We start from the raw sequence: 17,543 nt of genomic DNA on the forward strand, positions 1-17,543 counted from the left end.
TGTTTGGTCAAGACTACCCTGAACGCCGCAAAGCACGTCGATATAGGCTCATCAAGGCGCAAAATGTGAACAGGAAGAGAGAGCCAAAGACAGTGACAAGTCCCGTATAGCTGTCGAGACTCCACCACACGAGCGGATTGGAAACGGGCAGCCGGATAAGGATTGAGAACGCAGCGAAGCAGGCTAGCGTAGCGCAGGCGAGACTAACCACCGCTGCACAAAACATGCCGATCATTCTCTCCATCCGCGACATTCTCCTGTCTTTTCACTCCGCAGCGACGGCCTGCGGCTCCTCTGCCACGTGCTCTTCCTTCTTTTCGCGGCTGAGCAGGCGGTGGAGGAAATTGCCGAAGCGGTCCATCTCGACGAAGATGACGGGCGTGATGAACAGCGTCAGAAGCTGCGACACGATTAGGCCGCCGACGACGGCGATGCCAAGCGGCTGGCGCAGTTCCGAGCTCGCCCCCGTGCCGAGCGCGATCGGCAGGGCGCCGAGCAGGGCGCAGAAGGTCGTCATCATGATCGGGCGGAAGCGCCGCACGCAGGCTTCGTGGATGGCCGCCGACGCCTTCTCGCCGGTCGTGCGCATGGTTTCGACCGCCACGTCGATCATCATGATCGCGTTCTTCTTGACGATGCCGATCAGCATCAGGAGGCCGATGAGCGCGATGATCGAGAGATCGAAGCCCATGATCTTAAGCGCCAGCAGCGCTCCGAAGGCGGCCGCGGGCAGGCCGGAGAGGATGGTCAGCGGGTGGATGAAGCTTTCATAGAGCACGCCGAGCACGACATAGATGGTCAGCACCGCCGCCAGGATCAGATAGGGCGTATTGCCCTGCGACTGCTGGAAGATCTCAGCCGTACCGCCATAGGAGGTGAAGACGTCGGCCGGCATGTCGAGGTCCTTCTTGATCTGGTCGATCCTCGCCGTCGCGTCGCTGAGCGATACGCCTTCCGGCAGGTTGAAGGAAACAGTGGTCGAGACGAGCTGGCCCGTCTGGTTGATGGTGACGGGTCCGACCGTCCGCTCGACATGTGCGAAGTTCGACAGCGGCACCAGGCTGCCATTGGAAGAGGCGACGCGGATTTCAGAGAGTTTCTGGTCGTCCCACGGCTTGCTCGTGTCATATTCGACGATGACATCGTAGCTGTCGCCGGTCGACTGGATTTCCGCGGCTGCAAAGCCACTGAAGGATTCCTGCAGCGTCGTGCGCAGCGTGTCGTTGTCGATCCCGTAGGCGGCGGCCCGCTCGGTGTCGATGACGATACTGGCCTGCAGCGCGTTGTTCTGCGCATCCGAGGTCACATCCGTGAACAGGCGGTCGGCGCGCATCGCCTGCTGGATCTTACCGGCCCATAGGTTGGTCTGGTCGGCGTTCAGCGCCTGGATGACCAGCTGATACTGGCTGGCGGTCTGGCGCCCGCCGAAGCGCAGGCTCTGGTTCGGCGTCACGAAGGCCTGCAGGCCGGGGATCTTGTTGATGTCAGCGCGCAGCTCGCGCAGCGTCTGGTCAAGCGGTGCGCGCTGATCCTTGTCCTTCAGTTCGACGAACATCGAGCCGTTGTTCTGTGGCTTGTTGGGGTTGCCGCCGATGGTCGACATGACGTGGCTGACGGCCGGGTTCGCCTTGACGACGGCCGCGGCCTGCTGCTGCAGGGCCTCCATCGCCGAATAGGAAATATCCTGCCGTGCCTGCGTGCTGATCGTCAGGCGCCCGATATCTTCCTGCGGGAAGAAGCTCGTCGGCAGCGTCATGAAGAAATAGACGGTCAGCGCGACGGACGCGAGGAAGACTCCGAGGATGAAAGGGCGATGGCGAAGGCACCAGCCGACCGCGTTGTCGTAACCGCGCAGCGTCCGCTCGAAACCGGCATCGAAGATGCGGATGAGGAGTGGCGGACGGCTGTGGTTGCTGGAAAGGCGCGAGCCGAGCATCGGAGTGACCGTCAGCGAGACGATCGCCGAGGCGATGATGGCGATCGCCACCACCATGCCGAATTCGTTGAACACCCGGCCGACGACACCGCCCATCAACAGGATCGGGATGAAGACCGCGATCAGCGATACCGACATGGAGATGATGGTGTAGCTGACTTCGCCGGCACCCTTGATCGCCGCCTCCCGCACCGGCATGCCTTCCTCGACATGCCTCAGGATGTTTTCCAGCATGACGATCGCGTCGTCCACCACAAGGCCCACCGCGAGCGTCAGCCCCAGCAGCGAGATGTTGTCGATACTGTAGCCCAGCACATACATCATGCCGAAGGTCGAGATCAGAGACAGCGGAACGGCAAGGCCCGGAATGATCGTTGCGGTCGCGTGGCCGGTGAAGAGGTAGATGACGAGAACCACGAGACCGATCGTCAGAAGCAGCGTGAACTTCACGTCGGCGATGGCATCGCGGATCGGCTTGGCGGCATCGTTCATGATGACCGTGTTGACCGAGGGCGGGATTTCGGCGTGAAGCTGCGGCAGCTTGGCGTTGATCGCGTCGACGACGTCGACGGTGTTCGCGTCCGGCTGGCGCTGGATGGCAAGAATGATGCCGCGCTGGCCGTCATACCAGCTGCCCGTATACTGGTTCTCGACGCTGTCCTGGACATCGGCGATATCGCCGAGATGGACCGGCGCGCCGTTCGGATTGGCGATGACCAGCGAACGGAACTGCTCGGCATTGGTACGCTGCGTATTGGCCGTGATCGTCATGGCCTGCGAACTGTTCTGCAGCGTACCGACCGGCTGCTGGCTGTTGGCTGCCGCAAGCGCCTTGTTGACGGTGTCGATGCCGATGCCGCGGGTCAAAAGCTTGTTAGGGTCGACCTCGACGCGCACGGCATAGGTCTGCGCACCGAAGACGCTGACCTGGGCGACGCCCGGAAGCGTCGACAGCGACGGCGATATGATGTCTTCGGCGATCTCGTCGAGCTTGCTGCGCGGCATGGTGTTGCTCTGCACCGAAAGCAGCATGATCGGCGCATCGGCCGGGTTTGTCTTGCGGTAGCTCGGCGGCGTCGTCATGTTGTCGGGCAGCTGCCGCGTCGCATGCGAAATGGCCGCCTGCACGTCGGCGGCGGCCGCATCGATATCGCGGTTTAGGTCGAATTGCAGCACGATACTGGTGCTGCCGAGCGAACTCGACGCGCTGATCTCGCTGATACCGGGGATCGTCTCGAATTGCTTGATCAGCGGTGTCGCGACCGAGGTCGCCATCGTCTGCGGCGAAGCGCCGCTCAGCTGCGCGGAAACGTTGATGGTCGGAAAATCGACCTGCGGCAGAGCCGCGACCGGCACGAGCCGGTAGCCCGCAAGACCCGCCAGAACGACGCCGATCGCAAGCAGCGTCGTTGCGACTGGCCGCTGAATACAGAAATTCGGGATCATTGCTCAGCCCTCACGGCGATCGTTTCAGCCTGCGGCTGCTGCTGAGGCTGGTCGGCGGAAGCGACATCAAGTGTCTTGTCGTCGAATTGCTCGCTGACCGCCTGCTGGTCGTTGAGCTGGCCCTGGCCTTCGACGACCACGTGGTCGCCCTCCGAAAGGCCGGATGCGATGGCCGTGAAGCCGCCATTGGCACGGGCGACGGTCACAGGCGTCAGATGCGATTTGCCGTTCTTGGCCACGAAGGCGAAGAAACCGTCGGGGCCGGGGCTGACGGCAACCGTCGGCACGACCACCTGCTGCTCGTCATTGTTGAAATGCACGACGATATTGATCGACTGGCCGGGCCACAGAGCGCCGGAGGCGTTTTCGAACTTGGCCTTGGCAAGGATCGTGCCCGATGCGGTGTCGACGGTGTTGTCGTAGAAGCTGATCTCGCCTTTGCGCACTTGCCCCTTGGTGGAATCGGGCGCCGTGCTGACCTCGACCGGACCGGAGGCCAGCGCCTTCTTCAGGACCCGCAGGTAGCGCTCCTGCAGATGGAACTTCACATAGATCGGATCGTATTTGGCGATGGTGACGATGGCTGTGCCGGCATTGACGAAAGCGCCCTTGCTGAGGGCGATATCGCCGAGCCTGCCGTCGAAGGGCGCGCGGATATCGGTATGTTCGAGGATGACCTGGTCCGAAGCGAGCGTGGCCTTGTCGGCCTCGACCGTCGCGGCGGCCGTATCGCGGGCGGCTCTCGCCTGGTCGAGGCTCTGTTGGGTGCCGGCCTTCTGGTTGAAGAGGTCCTGCGCCCTTGTCAGCGCCGTCTCGGATTCTGAGAGCGTCGCCGTATCGCGAACGATCATCGCATTGTCCTTGTCGACGGCGGCCTTGGCCGTCCGGTCGTCCAGCTTGGCAATCAGATCGCCTTCCTTGACCGTCGCACCGTCTTCGGCTTCGATGCTGACGACGAGCCCCTGTTCCTGCGCGGCAATCGTCGTATTGTCCTCGGCATCGGCCCAGCCGGTCGCCGTCACATCCATGGGCAGAGCGGCCTTCACGGCTGCCACGGTCTTGACCATGGTCGGACCGTTCGCGCCGCGCCTGCGCCCGCCACCCTGTTGCGGGCTACCCTGCTGCCCGCCGCCGCTCTGCGCCTGATCGGCCTGCGCCTGCTGATGGCCGTTGTGCTGCCCACCCTCAGGCTTGTCGATGAGCCGTGACAGATACGGGATATCGGACGCATAGGGAATTTTGTCCCCGAACTGCCAGAAGCCAACTGCGGCCACGGCTATAATGCTGACGGTGATCCAAAATGTCTTCATGGGCGAGACCGGTCTTGTCTTGGGCAGATTGCGTGATTTTCGACGCCGATTGAGCCGCCTATATTGCGGCGCAAAAAAGACATAATCACTCCGGCGGTGATCACTAACCGGTTATAACGGCTTAAATTTTCGTAATGAACATCCTGTAATATTCAAGCTATACTAATATATATTTGGGTAGGCAGCGTCGTCCACCTGGTGACCTGCCAAGCGCAGGCTGGAATCGCCGAGCGACTTTTGAGCCGCACTGCAGGTCTCGCGCAGGATGGAACTTGGAGAACGCGGAGGCAGGCAGTCATGACCGAGTTGAATGCCGGTGAATTTCGCTCACTCATCACCAACATCTTTCCGGAGCTCACGGCTTCCGTTTTCAGGCTCGCGACGAAGGGCTGGGATTCGATAGCCATCGATGTAGACGACCGCCTGATCTTCAAGTTTCCGCGCAACCCGGCCGCCGAACGGGCGCTGCTGAAGGAGGCCGCCCTTCTCGGCATCATCGGGCCGTCGCTGTCGATCGCGGTGCCCGATATGCGCATCCATGACGGCCCTCCGATCTTCTCCAGCCATGCCAAGATCCGAGGCGAACATCTCATCACCGACGATTATGAGGCTCTGCCGAACGCGGTCCGCCAGCGTCTCGGCGACGATCTCGCCCGCTTCTATGCCGAACTGCACGATCTCGATGACGACCGCATGCGTGCGCTTGGTGCCGGGCCGATCCTGCCGTGGCAATCGCCCGAGACCGTGAGGGAAAAGGCCCTGCCGCTGTTATCCTCTGAGTTGGCAAGCTATGCGGAAAAGATCATCTGGGATTTCCAGGCCCTGCCGCCCGATCCCTACGGCATCACCTACGGCTTCTTCGACGGCCACGGCTGGAATATGGCCTTCGATCATGCTGCGGGCAGGCTGAACGGTCTCTATGACTTCGCCGATTCCGGCTTCGGCCCGCTGCATCAGGAATTCATCTATTCGAATTTCATCTCGCCCGATCTGACGACGCGGATCGTTTCGGCCTATGAGACGTTGACAGGTCGCCGGCTCGACCGTCGGCGCATCGCCATTCTGACCGGCTTCCATCGCCTGTCCGAACTCGCCGAACTTGCTGATGATCCCGCCTATATCGGCGCAAAGATCGATAGCGTCACGGCATGGGCCGCCGCTTCGGCCCATGCCGGATGATGCAAGAAGTCAGACGGAACGGGCTGCGCCGCCGTCGCAGCGGATCAGCGAGCCGGTGATGTAACTTGCCGGCTGGCTGCAGAGGAAGGCGGCCGTTGCGGCGAATTCCTCGACCTTGCCGTACCGCCCGACCGGAATGCGCGCTTCCTTCTCTGTGCGGATGTCTTTGACGCTCTTGCCGGTCCGCTTTGCTGCGGCACCATCGAGGTCGTCGAGCCGTGCGGTGAGGATGCTGCCGGGCAGCAGCAGGTTGGTAGTGACGCCATGGCCGGCCACTTCCGATGCCAGCGTCTTGCTCCAGCCGGCAAGGGCCGGGCGCAGCGTGTTCGACAGCGCCAGATTGGCGATCGGCTCGATCACGCCTGAGGAGGCGACCGTCAAAATGCGACCCCAGCCCTGCGCCTTCATGCCGGGAAGAAGCGCGTTGGTGAGCGTGATGACGCGCGCCACCATCGAAAGGAAGTAGCTTTCCAGCTTTTCCGGCGTCATATCCTCGGTCGTGCCGGGCGTCGGGCCGCCGGTATTGTTGACGAGGATGTCGAGCCCGCCGAATTTCTCCTGCACGGCTGCGGTGACGGTACCGACGAAATTGTCGTCCGAAAGATCGGCCCAGATCCAGTCGGCCTTGCCCTTGCCGAGCGCATTGATCGCCTTGCAATTGGCTTCGAGCTGCTCTCCGCTGCGGCCGCAAAGAAGAACGTTTGCCCCTTCCTGCGCCAGCGCCTTTGCAATGCCGAGCCCGAGGCCGCGCGAGGAAGCCAGTACGAGTGCGCGTTTTCCCTTGATGCCGAGATCCATGATTTCCTCCATTTCCTGTCGCCTCTCTATAAGGCGCAAGTCCCGTGAAAGAAAAGCTCGAAGAGGCGCTTTCGCGGCACCCCACTAATTGACGTTGACGTAAGCGTTATATAATCTTCTGTGCGGATGAATGTCATTGTGCGAATTGGAGGATTGGCTGTCGCTTCCCGGCTCGACAATGTTTTCCGGTTTTGACAAGAGAATACCTTCGAATGGGGATGAACGGCCTTGAGAAGGCCGAGCGGAGACAAATTGATGACCGAAATGACTGAGCTGCCGGAACGCGAAAGCATGGAATTCGACGTGGTGATCGTCGGCGCCGGTCCGGCCGGCCTTTCGGCCGCCATCCGCCTGAAGCAGGTCAATCCGGAACTCTCGGTCGTCGTCCTGGAGAAGGGCGCTGAAGTCGGCGCCCATATCCTCTCCGGCGCCGTCGTCGATCCCATCGGTATCGACCGCCTGCTGCCCGGCTGGCGCAGCGAAAGCGACCATCCCTTCAAGACCGAAGTGACGGACGATCATTTCCTGCTGCTCGGCCCGGCCGGTTCCATCCGCCTGCCGAACATGATGATGCCGCCGCTGATGAACAATCACGGCAATTACATCGTATCGCTCGGAAACGTCTGTCGTTGGCTGGCGACGAAGGCCGAAGAACTCGGCGTCGAGATCTATCCGGGTTTTGCCGCAACCGAAGTGCTCTACAATGACGAAGGCGCCGTCATCGGTGTCGCGACGGGCGACATGGGCATCGAGAAGAACGGCGAACCCGGCCCGAATTACGCACGCGGCATGGCGCTGATGGGCAAATATGTTCTTGTTGGAGAGGGCGTCCGGGGTTCGCTCGCCAAGCAGCTGATCGCCAAGTTCGACCTCTCGAGCGATCGCGAGCCGCAGAAATTCGGCATCGGCATCAAGGAGCTCTGGGAGGTGAAGCCCGAGAACCACAAGCCCGGCCTCGTGCAGCATTCCTTCGGCTGGCCGCTTGGCCTGTCGACCGGCGGCGGCTCCTTCCTCTATCACCTGGAAGACAATCTCGTCGCCGTTGGGTTCGTCGTCCACCTGAACTACAAGAACCCCTATCTCTACCCCTTCGAGGAGTTCCAGCGCTTCAAGACCCATCCGGCCATCCGCGGCACCTTCCAGGGCGGCAAGCGGCTCTCCTATGGCGCGCGCGCCATCACCGAGGGCGGGTATCAGTCGGTGCCGAAGCTGTCCTTTCCCGGCGGCGCGCTGATCGGCTGTTCGGCGGGTTTCGTCAACGTGCCGCGCATCAAGGGCAGCCACAATGCCGTGCTCTCGGGCATGATGGCGGCCGACCGTATCGCCGCGGCGATTGCATCGGGCCGTGCCAATGACGAGGTGGTCGAGATCGAGAATGACTGGCGGGGGAGCGATATCGGCAAGGACCTGAAGCGGGTGCGCAACGTCAAGCCGCTCTGGTCGAAGTTCGGCACGGCCGTCGGCGTCGCCCTCGGCGGGCTCGACATGTGGACGAACCAGCTCTTCGGCTTCTCCTTCTTCGGCACGCTCGGCCATGGCAAGACGGATGCGCAGTCGCTGGAGCCGGCCTCGCAGCACAAGAAGATCGAGTATCCGAAGCCTGATGGCGTGCTCACCTTCGACCGCCTGTCCTCCGTCTTCCTGTCGAACACAAACCACGAGGAAGATCAGCCAGTCCATCTGCAGGTGAAGGACATGGCACTTCAGAAGTCGTCCGAACTCGGCATCTATGCCGGCCCGTCGACGCGCTACTGTCCGGCCGGTGTTTATGAATGGGTGGAGAAGGACGGCGAAGAAACCTTCGTCATCAACGCCCAGAACTGCGTCCACTGCAAGACCTGCGACATCAAGGACCCCAACCAGAACATCAACTGGGTGCCGCCGCAGGGCGGTGAGGGACCGGTCTATCCCAATATGTGATCTGTTTTATCCGACGCCGAGCGCCTCGGCGATCCTTGCCAGGCGCTTGTCACGGGTCAGAAGCCGGGTGCCTTCGGCCAATTTGGCCGAGGCAAGCAGATGAGCATCGATATAGCCGATGCCGCTTCCCATGAGCGAATGCTGCTTGATCAGGAAGAGGGCTTCGAAATTGCTGACGACGGTCGCCTGCGGCAACTCGGAGAGCGATTGAAGGATGAGATCGTATTGCGGCATCGAGCCGAGCGCTATCTCTCCGAGAACGAACGGGTGAACTAAAATCTGCTGTCTCTTGAGCAGAAATTCTACTTCCTCTTCCCGCTTTCGCAGATGATCGATCCAAACGGAGGTGTCGAGTATTATCACTCGGACTTATCCCAATCCGATCCGCCCCAAGTTCCGTCACTGTTCCAGCGTCGTCTCGGTGGGGCTTGTAGATCTGGTGCGCTACCGCCCAGCATAATGAGACGGCGCGCTGCTTCTTCCCGTATCAAGCGCGTGAGGGCCTCTTTCAAGAGTGCGGAACGCTCCCTGATGCCAGTGACTTCCTGAGCCCTGGCAAGCAATTCGTCGTCCAAAGTTACCGTGGTTCTCATTTCGGCCTCCTGCTGCATCAAAAATAGCATCAAATGATGCGGTTCTCAATGCGGCTGCAAACAAACGCCGGCATCCTTTAATGACGGATCGCGGTTTAGCGTTTCATTAACCATAATTTCCTTAGCCTGCGACATCTTCTTGACGCACCAAGGACACGTTCATGACGATCTCGCGCCGGGGCTTCCTGATTGCTCTGCCACTCTTTGTCGCCGGTTGCTCGTCGACCACTCTGAACAGCCAGACGAATTACGCGGCACTTCCGGATGAGAAGTTTCCGCTGAGGCAGGTACCGATCGATCAGATCAAGCCGGAGCTGCGCCGCACCGAAGTCGCCTATGAGGGCGGCCATGCGCCCGGAACGATCGTCATCGATACGCCCGCGCGGCGTGCCTACTACGTCCTCGGCGACGGCAGGGCGATGCGCTACGGCGTTGGCGTCGGCCGCGAAGGCCTCGCCTTTGCCGGCAATGCCTATATCGGGCGCAAGGCGGAATGGCCGAGCTGGACGCCGACGGAAAACATGCAGCGCCGTGAGGAGCGTTATCGCAAACTCGCCGCGGGTTTGCCGGGTGGTCCGAACAATCCGCTTGGTGCGCGCGCCATGTATCTTTATCGCGGCGGTAACGACACGCATTTCCGCATCCACGGCACCAATCAGCCGCAATCGATCGGCCTTGCCATGTCGAGCGGCTGCATCCGCATGATGAACCACGATGTGATCGACCTCTATAACCGCGTCGAAGTCGGCGCCAAAGTCGTGGTGATCCAGGCAACGGCCTGACATAAAGTTGCGCAAAAGCCGCCGCAGCATGTCGCTGACGGCGGCTTCTGATTGATCGAAGCGGTCAGCGGTGCTTGGCGGCAATGCCGGTCGAGAGCGCCACGCCAATGCCGGTGACGACAGCGGCGCTGACTTCGGCAAGGCCCATCTGCTCGCTAAGCAGAAAGCCGCCGCCGAGAGTTGCGAGAACCGGTGTCAGCGCCGTGAAGGCCGCAGCCTGCGTTCCGCCGAGAGTGCGGACGGCCGTGCCATAGGCGACCATGGCGACCAGACCGGAAAGAATGCCCTGGCTCAGCACCTGCAGGCCGATTTCCGGAAGCGGAGCTTGCGGCAGCGAAATGCCGAAGACCAGCGCAAGGGTGGCCATGATCAGGAAGGACCAGATGGCGATCAGCGCGCTCGCCTGGATGGCTGAAAGACCCGAGCGGCGGAAGGCATGCGTATAGCTTGCCCAGAGAACGGCGCCTGCCGGCAGCAGCACGAAGCTTGTCCAGGGCAGGGAAGCATCTGCAAGGCTGCGCGTGAGCAGGATCAGCACACCGGCGACGATCGCCACTAGCCCGGCAATCCGCGTGGCATCCGGTCGTTCGCCGAAGAGCAGAATGCCGATCAAGGCTGTGGCGAGCGGCATGGAGCCGCCGAGCAGAATGCCGGACGAGGCGGCCGGCGTGGAATGAATGGCAAGCGTCGTCACCAGGAAGAAGATCGCGCCGCAGCCGGCGACCATGATCGCCAGCAGATGTAGCGGCAGACCCTTCGGCAACAGCCCGGTGCGCAGCCAGATGGGTGAGAGAACGAGGGCCGGAATGCCGAAGCGGATGAGGCCGATATCGATCGAGCCGAGCGGCGTCGCAGCGCTGTGGCGGGTCGCCAGAAACCATGTCGACCAGATCAGCACCGTGATCGTGCCGGCGGCATAACCGAGGGCCTGTGAAGGCGATTTGTCGTTTGAAAATGCGATCGTGCTCATCGTCCTGATCCTTTCCTCCGTCCGAATCCCATCCGGTTGAAGAGAAGATTAGCGCCAGAGGCCGAGGCATGTCCTTGCTATCTGTGGCTCAGAAATCGTGCTATGCGCAATGATCTGCCAATTCATGCTGATGGTTTTTGTAATTATGCCAAATCTCGATAAATTCGATATCGCCATTCTGAAATGCCTGCAGGAGGATGCGCGTGCCACCAATGTCGAAATCGCCGAGAAGGTGAACCTCTCGCCATCGCCTTGCCTGCGCCGCATCCGCAATCTCGAAAAGCTCGGCGTCATCCGCCGCTACACGGCCGATATCGACCGCAAGGAAGTCGGTCTCGGTCTCACCGTCTTCGTGGAATTCAAGGTCGCCCGTCACAGCAAGGAGAATTCCGAGGCGCAGCAGGCAGCACTGCTCGCCATTCCCGAGATTGTCTCCTGCTTCCTGATTTCAGGCACCGCCGATTTCCTCGCGGAGGTCGTCGTCGAAGACCTTTCGGCCTACGAGCGGTTGCTGACGGAGACGCTGCTGACCCTGCCGAACGTCACCGATATCAGGTCGAATTTCGCTATCCGCAGCATCAAGACGCATGGACCGCTGAAGCTGCCCGAAGGCAGTGGATGACGCGCAACGGTCCTGCGTTGAAGGGATGAGATGGAGCTGATCCTGCCCAGAACGAACCGGATCATCGGCACGGTGCATAGGATGCATAGGATGCATAGGATTTTTTATACGCCGTGTGGGAATTGTCAGATGGTGACATGACAGATGTGTATCTGACATTTCCTATAGAGCGTGTGAAACTGCCTATGCATCCTATGCATCCTATGCATCCTATGCATCCTATGCATCCTATGCAGGCACTGAAGCCCTCGTCCGAAATTGCATCAGAGCAAGGCTCTCGATGGGGATGATTTCAGGCCGGCCGGCCTGAAATCTGAAGCCGGGTCTACAGCAGCGTCCCGCTGAGAATGAGCAACGCCACCGAGAAGTAGATGACGAGCCCGGTAACGTCGACCAGCGTGGCGACGAACGGAGCCGATGCCGTTGCCGGATCGAGCCGCAGTTTCTGCAGCAGGAACGGCAGCATCGAACCAGACATCGAGCCGAAGGTGACGATACCGACAAGCGCGGCAAAGACCGTCAGGCCGACCAGCTGCCAGTGCGGGCCGTAATCATAGAGCCCGGCCGTCTGCCAGAAGATCACGCGGATCATGCCGACGAGCCCCAGGATGGCGCCGAGCACGACGCCCGTGGGCAGTTCGCGCAGCAACACCCGCCACCAGTCGGAGAGCTTCAGTTCGCCGACGGCGAGCGCCCGGATGATGAGCGAGGTTGCCTGCGAACCGGAATTGCCGCCGGAGCTCATGATCAGGGGAATGAAGAGCGTCAGCACGACGGCCTTTTCCAGCTCGCCTTCGAAATGCTGCATGGCGCTGGCCGTCAGCATTTCGCCCAGGAAGAGGGCACAGAGCCAGCCCGCCCGCTTGCGGATCATGCCGGAGAAGCCGATCTTCATATAGGGCTTGCCGAGCGCTTCCATGCCGCCGAACTTCTGGGCAGCCTCCGTCGTGTCCGCGATCATCGTGTCGATCACGTCATCGACGGTGACGATGCCGAGCACCATGCCGTGGTCGTCGACGACGGGCAGAGCCAGCAGGTCGTGCTTGCGGATCAGCCGCGCGACATCCTCCTGTTTCATCAGCGGGTTGGCCGAAACCGGCAAACCCTTCTGGGCGACCGAGAGGATGGAGGCATCGGGCTCGCCGGTAATGAGGCGGCGCAGCGTCACGACATGCATCAGCGCGCCGGAATTATGGTCCAGCACATAGATGGCATAAACGGTTTCGCGCGAGCGTTCGACCTGACGTACATGGTCCAGCGTCTGCGCGACGGTCCAGTCGTCAGGCACGCTGACGAATTCCGTCGTCATGATGCTGCCGGCCGTGCGCGGCGGATAGCCCATCAGATGCTGGATGGCGACCCGCACCGGTTCTTCAAGGCTGGAGAACAGCCGCACGCGATCATCGACATCGAGTTCCAGTAGGACGTCGGCGACACGGTCGTTGGACATGCCGTGCAGCAGGCGGGCCGAATCCGTGCTGTCCATCAGCGCCAGAATGGCCGGCGCATTGCGCAGCTCCGGGCGGTCGAGAATGTTGACGGCATAATCCTGCGGCATCCGCGAAAGGATGCGGCCGGCCTCTGCCGGGGCGAGCCCGTTCAGCGATTCCACGCGCTCGGCGATGGTCGCGACACGGTTGTTATTCATGAAGGCACGAGCGGCATAGCCGGCCCGCAGGGGGAAGCGATTGATATTCATTGGCTCGCCTTTCCGTCGATCCGCCGTAGCGTCCGAGCGGGCGAGCCTGGAGCATCAGGTCAGCGCGCGACGGCCGCGTACGGCAAAGGCAATCGACTGCTACTGTCGCTTGGCATCTTGATGATGGCTCCGTTGATATCCGTGCACGACATGCGTCATCCACGTGTCACACTAGGTGGTCCCGAATGCGGAAAAAGTCAAGCTGGTTAAATGTTTAACGCCAGAATGCCGCACCCTCGACGCGGCATCATAAGTCAGCATCCTTTACACAATATTTAAGGTCGGATGAGGTAGGTTTTCGCTTCCGGAAACCTCAGAAACCGGCGAGAACCGCCTTGCCCTTCATCTTGCCGCTTTCGACCATCGCATGCGCCTTTTTCAGGTTTGCGGCATTGATCGTGCCGACAGTTTCCGACAGCGTCGTGCGGATCTTGCCGGCATCGACGAGCTCGGAAATCCTGTTCAGGATCTTATGTTGCTCGATCATATCAGGCGTGCCGAAGAGCGGGCGGGTAAACATCAGCTCCCAGTGAACCGAAGCCGCCTTGCGCTTGAACGGGACGATATCGAAGGTCTTGGGATCGTCGATCAGCCCGAAACGGCCCTGCGGTGCGAGCGCCTCGACGATGTCGGCGACATGCTTGTCCGTATTCGTGGTCGAGAAAATGAAGCCCGGTGCGCCGATGCCGAGTGCTGCGACCTGCGGTGCGATCGGCCGCGAATGGTCGATGACGTGATGGGCGCCGAGCTCCTTCACCCAGGTTTGGGTTTCCGCACGCGAGGCCGTGGCGATGACCGTCAGATCCGTCAGCGCGCGGGCGATCTGGATGGCGATCGAGCCGACGCCGCCCGCACCTCCGATGATGAGCAGGGCAGGGGCAGCGCCCGGCACGGGGTCGGTGACACGCAGCCGGTCGAACAGCGCTTCATAGGCGGTGATCGAAGTGAGCGGCAGGGCGGCCGCCGCTGCGAAATCGAGGCTCTTGGGCTTGCGGCCGACAATGCGCTCGTCGACGAGTTGGTACTCGGCATTAGAGCCAGGACGGTTGATGACGCCGGAATAGAAGACCTCGTCGCCTGGCTTGAACAGCGTGACATCGGGACCGATGGCCTTGACGATGCCGGCAGCATCGAAGCCCAGAACCCTCAGCTCGTCGGCGGGTGGCGCCATGCTGGCGCGGACCTTCACGTCGACGGGGTTGACGGAGACGGCCTTGATTTCGACGAGCAGGTCATGGTCCTTGGCCTCGGGGGTCGGCAGATCAACATCGATCAGCGAGGTTTCGGCAGCGATCGGCTGCGGGGTTTTGTAGGCGACGGCGCGCATCTTTGAAACTCCTGTGTTTATTGCACGAGAGCTAGATGCGACCTATGTTCCGGCAACGCAAGAATGCACAAATTCTGTACGTAGTACCAAAAAGGATACTGTAAATGTCGCGCCCGCGCGCCAAACTGGTCACGAATTTTCCCGGTTGCCCGGTCGAGGCGACGCTGACTTATCTCGATGGAAAGTGGAAAGGCGTGATCCTTTTCCACCTGATGGACAGGACTTTGCGCTTCAACGAGCTGAGACGCCATCTGCCCGCCATCACCCAGCGCATGCTGACGAAGCAGCTGCGCGAGCTGGAAGACTCCGGCCTCATCTCACGAACGGTTTACCCGGTCGTACCGCCGCGCGTCGAATATGCGCTGACACCGCTCGGCACCACGCTGAAGCCGGTCATCCGGGCGCTTGCCGCCTGGGGCGATGAATTCGTCTTCTGCAGTCCGGAGGGGAGGGAACTGCGTATTGCAAAGGCTCTAAACGCGCCGGCTGCGGAGATCCAGGCGTAGCGAGGCCGCGAAAACGAAGAGGCCGAGGAAAGACAGGACGGCGCCGACATAGCCGGTGGCCGCAAAGCCATAGCCAGCCGCAATGACAAGGCCGCCGAGCCATGCGCCGAGCGCGTTGGCGATGTTGAAGGCCGAGTGATTGGAGGCGGCGGCCAGTGTCTGTGCATCGGCGGCGACATCCATTAACCGCGTCTGCAGCGCAGGACCGGCGGCAAAGCCGCAGCCGACAAGGAAGACGCAAAGCCCGAGCATGTAGGGGTTGGAAGCCGTTAGAGAAAACATCGTCAGCACGACGATATTGTAGACCAGCGAGCCGCCGATCGTGCCGAGCAGCGATTTGTCCGCCAGCCACGAACCGATGACATTGCCGGCATTCATGCCGACGCCGAAGAGCACGAGCATGAGCGCAACGGCCGTTTCCGGCAGCATCGCCACCTGCGTCGTCGTGGAGGCGATATAGCTGAACATGGCAAACATGCCGCCATACCCGACCGCCGCTATGCCAAGCGTCAGCAGGATCTGCGGGCGGCGGAAAGCGCCGAGTTCGCGCAATGCGCTTGCCCCTTCGGCAACCTTGTCACGCGGTACGTAGAACCAGATGAGGGCGACCGTCACGAGACCGATGATGCCGACGGTGAGGAAGGCGACCTGCCAGTCGAGCGCTTGGCCGAAGAAGGTGGTCAGCGGCGTGCCGAGCAGGGTCGCGACAGTCAGGCCGAGCATGACGCGGCCGACAGCCCGCGCGCGGCGATGCGCCGGCACCATGGAAGCGGCGACGAGCGCTGCGACACCGAAATAGGCGCCATGCGGCAGGCCGGTGATGAAGCGCAGCACCGTGAAGCTTTCGAAGGTCGGCGCGACGGCGCACAGGATATTGCCGACCGCAAAGAGCAGCATGAGGCAAAGCAGCAGCGTGCGCCGCGCCATCTTGGCGGCGAGCACGGCGATAACAGGGGCGCCGATGACGACGCCAAGGGCATAGGCGCTGATGACATAGCCTGCCTGCGGGGTCGTGACCGAGAACGTGTCGGCCACATTGGGCAGCAGGCCCATGATCGCGAATTCGCCGGTACCGATGCCGAAGCCGCCGGCGGCGAGCGCCAGTTGCACCAGTGCGACGGTCATCGCCGAGGGCAGGGCTGCCTCCGGTTCAGAATCGATGGAATCGTTGACGGCAACCTGGCTCACGGGCGGTCCTCGGAGGGTCTAAGCTTGGCAACGGCCCCTGGCGTTGGGCGCGGAGCCGGTCATTTTAAATTGGCAGGCAGAAATGGCGGGAGGTGGAGGTGCTGTGACCTCCAGTCTTCCATTTATTGAACGCAAAGCTGAAGGCGTCGAATGCTTTTTTTGCAGTGCAGCGTCCTGCTATCTGCATACGTCCATTGCAATATTTGCGTTTCGGCGATTTGACGGGGCAAACCATCCGGCTTGAAATCGCAGGTGCATCAACCATCTCTTGAGGGCAGGGACAGCGAGGATAGGAAACAAGCACCTCATGAGGCTCGTCGGCTTTTTCAATCGCGACGGCGGTACCTTCAGAACGACGGACATGCAGGCCTATGAGAAGCGCGCGGAGGAGGTCTTCCGCGATGCCGGGCATGATTTCGAAGCGATCGTCTTTTCCGGCAGCGAGATCGTTCCCGCCATGGAGCGTGCTGCACGGCGCGACGATATCGACGGTATCGTAGCCGGTGGCGGGGACGGAACGATCTCGGCCGCTGCATCCATCGCCTGGAAGAACGGGGTGGCGCTTGGCGTCGTGCCGGCCGGCACCATGAATCTCTTCGCCCGCTCGCTCAAAGTGCCGCTCGATATCTGGCAGGCGCTCGATGTGCTGGCTTTCGGTGAACTGGATAATGTCGATATCGCCAGCGCCAACGGAAGGCCGTTCATCCACCAGTTTTCCGCCGGGCTGCATGCGCGCATGGTGCGCTACCGCAATTCCTACAGCTACCGCTCCCGCTTCGGAAAGATACGCGCCAGCACCCGCGCCGCCTTCGGCGTCGTCTTCAACCCTCCGGAATTCGAGGTCAGTTTCGAGGCCGCCGGTATGCGGGAAACCCGACGCGTTTCGGCGATATCCGTCTCGAACAATCCTTTCGGCGAGAACGCGCTGCTCTATGCCGACAATCTGCGCAGCGGCGAACTCGGCTTCTACACGGCAAAACCGCTGAAACCGCTCGGCGTCGCACGATTGGCGATCGACATGCTGCGCGGCAAGTTCCGCGAAAACGACGCGGTCATGGTCCTGCACCCGGCCGAGGTGCATCTGCACTTCCCGAAGCTGCGCGCCAAGGCGAATTGCGTGATGGACGGAGAGCTTCTGCCGCTGGAGCGTGATGTCACGGTGAAGCTTCATCCCGGCGAGTTGAAGGTGCTGGTCAAGCAGGGATTGGCAGCGCAGGAGGGCGAACGTGAACGGCGCGAGCCGGCCGCCTCACATCCATGACTTGGA

At 61.4% G+C, this 17,543-nt stretch carries 15 protein-coding genes; 6 read left to right on the plus strand and 9 right to left on the minus strand.

Annotated elements, in window-relative coordinates; genetic code table 11:
* Positions 1–265: 265 nt before the first annotated feature.
* Together JNB85_RS11040 and JNB85_RS11045 are read right to left on the minus strand one after the other, a co-directional pair.
* The gene (locus JNB85_RS11040) at positions 266–3,382 is read right to left on the minus strand and encodes an efflux RND transporter permease subunit (protein ID WP_220334408.1); all 3,117 of its coding nucleotides are present in this window, start codon (positions 3,380–3,382) and stop codon (positions 266–268) included.
* Positions 3,379–4,692, minus strand: a complete 1,314-nt coding sequence (locus JNB85_RS11045; protein ID WP_220334409.1) for an efflux RND transporter periplasmic adaptor subunit — start codon at positions 4,690–4,692, stop codon at positions 3,379–3,381. Before JNB85_RS11045 ends, JNB85_RS11040 begins: the two co-directional genes overlap by 4 nt.
* A gap of 297 nt (positions 4,693–4,989) precedes the next feature.
* Here JNB85_RS11045 and JNB85_RS11050 point away from each other — a divergent pair, with 297 nt between their 5' ends.
* Entirely contained in the window at positions 4,990–5,871 is an 882-nt protein-coding gene (locus tag JNB85_RS11050; protein ID WP_220334410.1) for a phosphotransferase family protein, read from the plus strand.
* 9 nt (positions 5,872–5,880) lie between these two features.
* Here the strand turns inward: JNB85_RS11050 and JNB85_RS11055 are convergent, their stop codons facing one another.
* Positions 5,881–6,669, minus strand: a complete 789-nt coding sequence (locus JNB85_RS11055; protein WP_220334954.1) for an SDR family oxidoreductase — start codon at positions 6,667–6,669, stop codon at positions 5,881–5,883.
* A gap of 255 nt (positions 6,670–6,924) precedes the next feature.
* Between JNB85_RS11055 and JNB85_RS11060 the strand changes: the two genes are divergently transcribed.
* Positions 6,925–8,589 (plus strand): electron transfer flavoprotein-ubiquinone oxidoreductase, encoded by a 1,665-nt coding sequence (locus JNB85_RS11060; protein WP_220334411.1) that lies wholly within the window; start codon positions 6,925–6,927, stop codon positions 8,587–8,589.
* A 6-nt stretch (positions 8,590–8,595) separates the two neighbouring features.
* Here JNB85_RS11060 and JNB85_RS11065 read toward each other — a convergent pair whose 3' ends face one another.
* Together JNB85_RS11065 and JNB85_RS11070 are read right to left on the minus strand one after the other, a co-directional pair.
* Positions 8,596–8,952, minus strand: coding sequence for a type II toxin-antitoxin system VapC family toxin (locus JNB85_RS11065; RefSeq protein ID WP_220334412.1), 357 nt, complete (start codon positions 8,950–8,952; stop codon positions 8,596–8,598).
* Positions 8,949–9,212 carry a type II toxin-antitoxin system VapB family antitoxin gene (locus tag JNB85_RS11070; protein ID WP_338050326.1) on the minus strand — a complete coding sequence of 88 codons (264 nt, stop codon included), beginning with the start codon at positions 9,210–9,212 and terminating at the stop codon, positions 8,949–8,951. The genes JNB85_RS11065 and JNB85_RS11070 overlap by 4 nt, the downstream gene beginning before the upstream one ends.
* Positions 9,213–9,343: 131 nt before the next feature.
* Here JNB85_RS11070 and JNB85_RS11075 point away from each other — a divergent pair, with 131 nt between their 5' ends.
* Entirely contained in the window at positions 9,344–9,964 is a 621-nt protein-coding gene (locus JNB85_RS11075; protein ID WP_220334414.1) for a L,D-transpeptidase, read from the plus strand.
* 64 nt (positions 9,965–10,028) lie between these two features.
* Here JNB85_RS11075 and JNB85_RS11080 read toward each other — a convergent pair whose 3' ends face one another.
* Positions 10,029–10,934 carry a DMT family transporter gene (locus JNB85_RS11080; RefSeq protein ID WP_220334415.1) on the minus strand — a complete coding sequence of 302 codons (906 nt, stop codon included), beginning with the start codon at positions 10,932–10,934 and terminating at the stop codon, positions 10,029–10,031.
* A gap of 145 nt (positions 10,935–11,079) precedes the next feature.
* Here JNB85_RS11080 and JNB85_RS11085 point away from each other — a divergent pair, with 145 nt between their 5' ends.
* Positions 11,080–11,556 (plus strand): Lrp/AsnC family transcriptional regulator, encoded by a 477-nt coding sequence (locus JNB85_RS11085; RefSeq protein ID WP_220334416.1) that lies wholly within the window; start codon positions 11,080–11,082, stop codon positions 11,554–11,556.
* 325 nt (positions 11,557–11,881) lie between these two features.
* Here the strand turns inward: JNB85_RS11085 and mgtE are convergent, their stop codons facing one another.
* Positions 11,882–13,255, minus strand: coding sequence for a magnesium transporter (gene mgtE / locus JNB85_RS11090; RefSeq protein WP_220334417.1), 1,374 nt, complete (start codon positions 13,253–13,255; stop codon positions 11,882–11,884).
* Between the two features lie 313 nt (positions 13,256–13,568).
* Positions 13,569–14,582: a zinc-binding alcohol dehydrogenase family protein gene (locus JNB85_RS11095; protein WP_220334418.1), complete on the minus strand. Its 1,014-nt coding sequence runs from the start codon at positions 14,580–14,582 to the stop codon at positions 13,569–13,571.
* Between the two features lie 104 nt (positions 14,583–14,686).
* On the opposite strand from JNB85_RS11095, the gene JNB85_RS11100 reads away from it, so the two are divergent.
* Positions 14,687–15,088, plus strand: a complete 402-nt coding sequence (locus JNB85_RS11100) for a winged helix-turn-helix transcriptional regulator (protein WP_220334419.1) — start codon at positions 14,687–14,689, stop codon at positions 15,086–15,088.
* Here JNB85_RS11100 and JNB85_RS11105 read toward each other — a convergent pair.
* Complete coding sequence (locus JNB85_RS11105) at positions 15,056–16,276, minus strand: MFS transporter (RefSeq protein ID WP_220334420.1); 1,221 nt, start codon at positions 16,274–16,276, stop codon at positions 15,056–15,058. The two genes, JNB85_RS11100 and JNB85_RS11105, sit on opposite strands and share 33 nt — an antisense overlap.
* A 307-nt stretch (positions 16,277–16,583) precedes the next feature.
* On the opposite strand from JNB85_RS11105, the gene JNB85_RS11110 reads away from it, so the two are divergent.
* Positions 16,584–17,537, plus strand: a complete 954-nt coding sequence (locus tag JNB85_RS11110) for a diacylglycerol/lipid kinase family protein (RefSeq protein WP_220334421.1) — start codon at positions 16,584–16,586, stop codon at positions 17,535–17,537.
* Positions 17,538–17,543: the final 6 nt, after the last annotated feature.

Source organism: Rhizobium mesosinicum (genome assembly GCF_019511345.1).
Lineage (GTDB): Bacteria > Pseudomonadota > Alphaproteobacteria > Rhizobiales > Rhizobiaceae > Rhizobium > Rhizobium mesosinicum.

What these genes read in the sequence shown, in the direction of transcription:
- JNB85_RS11040 (WP_220334408.1), bottom strand. Translation starts at nt 3,382, where the DNA reads ATGATCCCGAATTTCTGTATTCAGCGGCCAGTCGCAACGACGCTGCTT.
- JNB85_RS11045 (WP_220334409.1), bottom strand. Translation starts at nt 4,692, where the DNA reads ATGAAGACATTTTGGATCACCGTCAGCATTATAGCCGTGGCCGCAGTT.
- JNB85_RS11050 (WP_220334410.1), top strand. Translation starts at nt 4,990, where the DNA reads ATGACCGAGTTGAATGCCGGTGAATTTCGCTCACTCATCACCAACATC.
- JNB85_RS11055 (WP_220334954.1), bottom strand. Translation starts at nt 6,669, where the DNA reads ATGGATCTCGGCATCAAGGGAAAACGCGCACTCGTACTGGCTTCCTCG.
- JNB85_RS11060 (WP_220334411.1), top strand. Translation starts at nt 6,925, where the DNA reads ATGACCGAAATGACTGAGCTGCCGGAACGCGAAAGCATGGAATTCGAC.
- JNB85_RS11070 (WP_338050326.1), bottom strand. Translation starts at nt 9,212, where the DNA reads ATGCTATTTTTGATGCAGCAGGAGGCCGAAATGAGAACCACGGTAACT.
- JNB85_RS11075 (WP_220334414.1), top strand. Translation starts at nt 9,344, where the DNA reads ATGACGATCTCGCGCCGGGGCTTCCTGATTGCTCTGCCACTCTTTGTC.
- JNB85_RS11080 (WP_220334415.1), bottom strand. Translation starts at nt 10,934, where the DNA reads ATGAGCACGATCGCATTTTCAAACGACAAATCGCCTTCACAGGCCCTC.
- JNB85_RS11085 (WP_220334416.1), top strand. Translation starts at nt 11,080, where the DNA reads ATGCCAAATCTCGATAAATTCGATATCGCCATTCTGAAATGCCTGCAG.
- mgtE (WP_220334417.1), bottom strand. Translation starts at nt 13,255, where the DNA reads ATGAATATCAATCGCTTCCCCCTGCGGGCCGGCTATGCCGCTCGTGCC.
- JNB85_RS11095 (WP_220334418.1), bottom strand. Translation starts at nt 14,582, where the DNA reads ATGCGCGCCGTCGCCTACAAAACCCCGCAGCCGATCGCTGCCGAAACC.
- JNB85_RS11100 (WP_220334419.1), top strand. Translation starts at nt 14,687, where the DNA reads ATGTCGCGCCCGCGCGCCAAACTGGTCACGAATTTTCCCGGTTGCCCG.
- JNB85_RS11110 (WP_220334421.1), top strand. Translation starts at nt 16,584, where the DNA reads ATGAGGCTCGTCGGCTTTTTCAATCGCGACGGCGGTACCTTCAGAACG.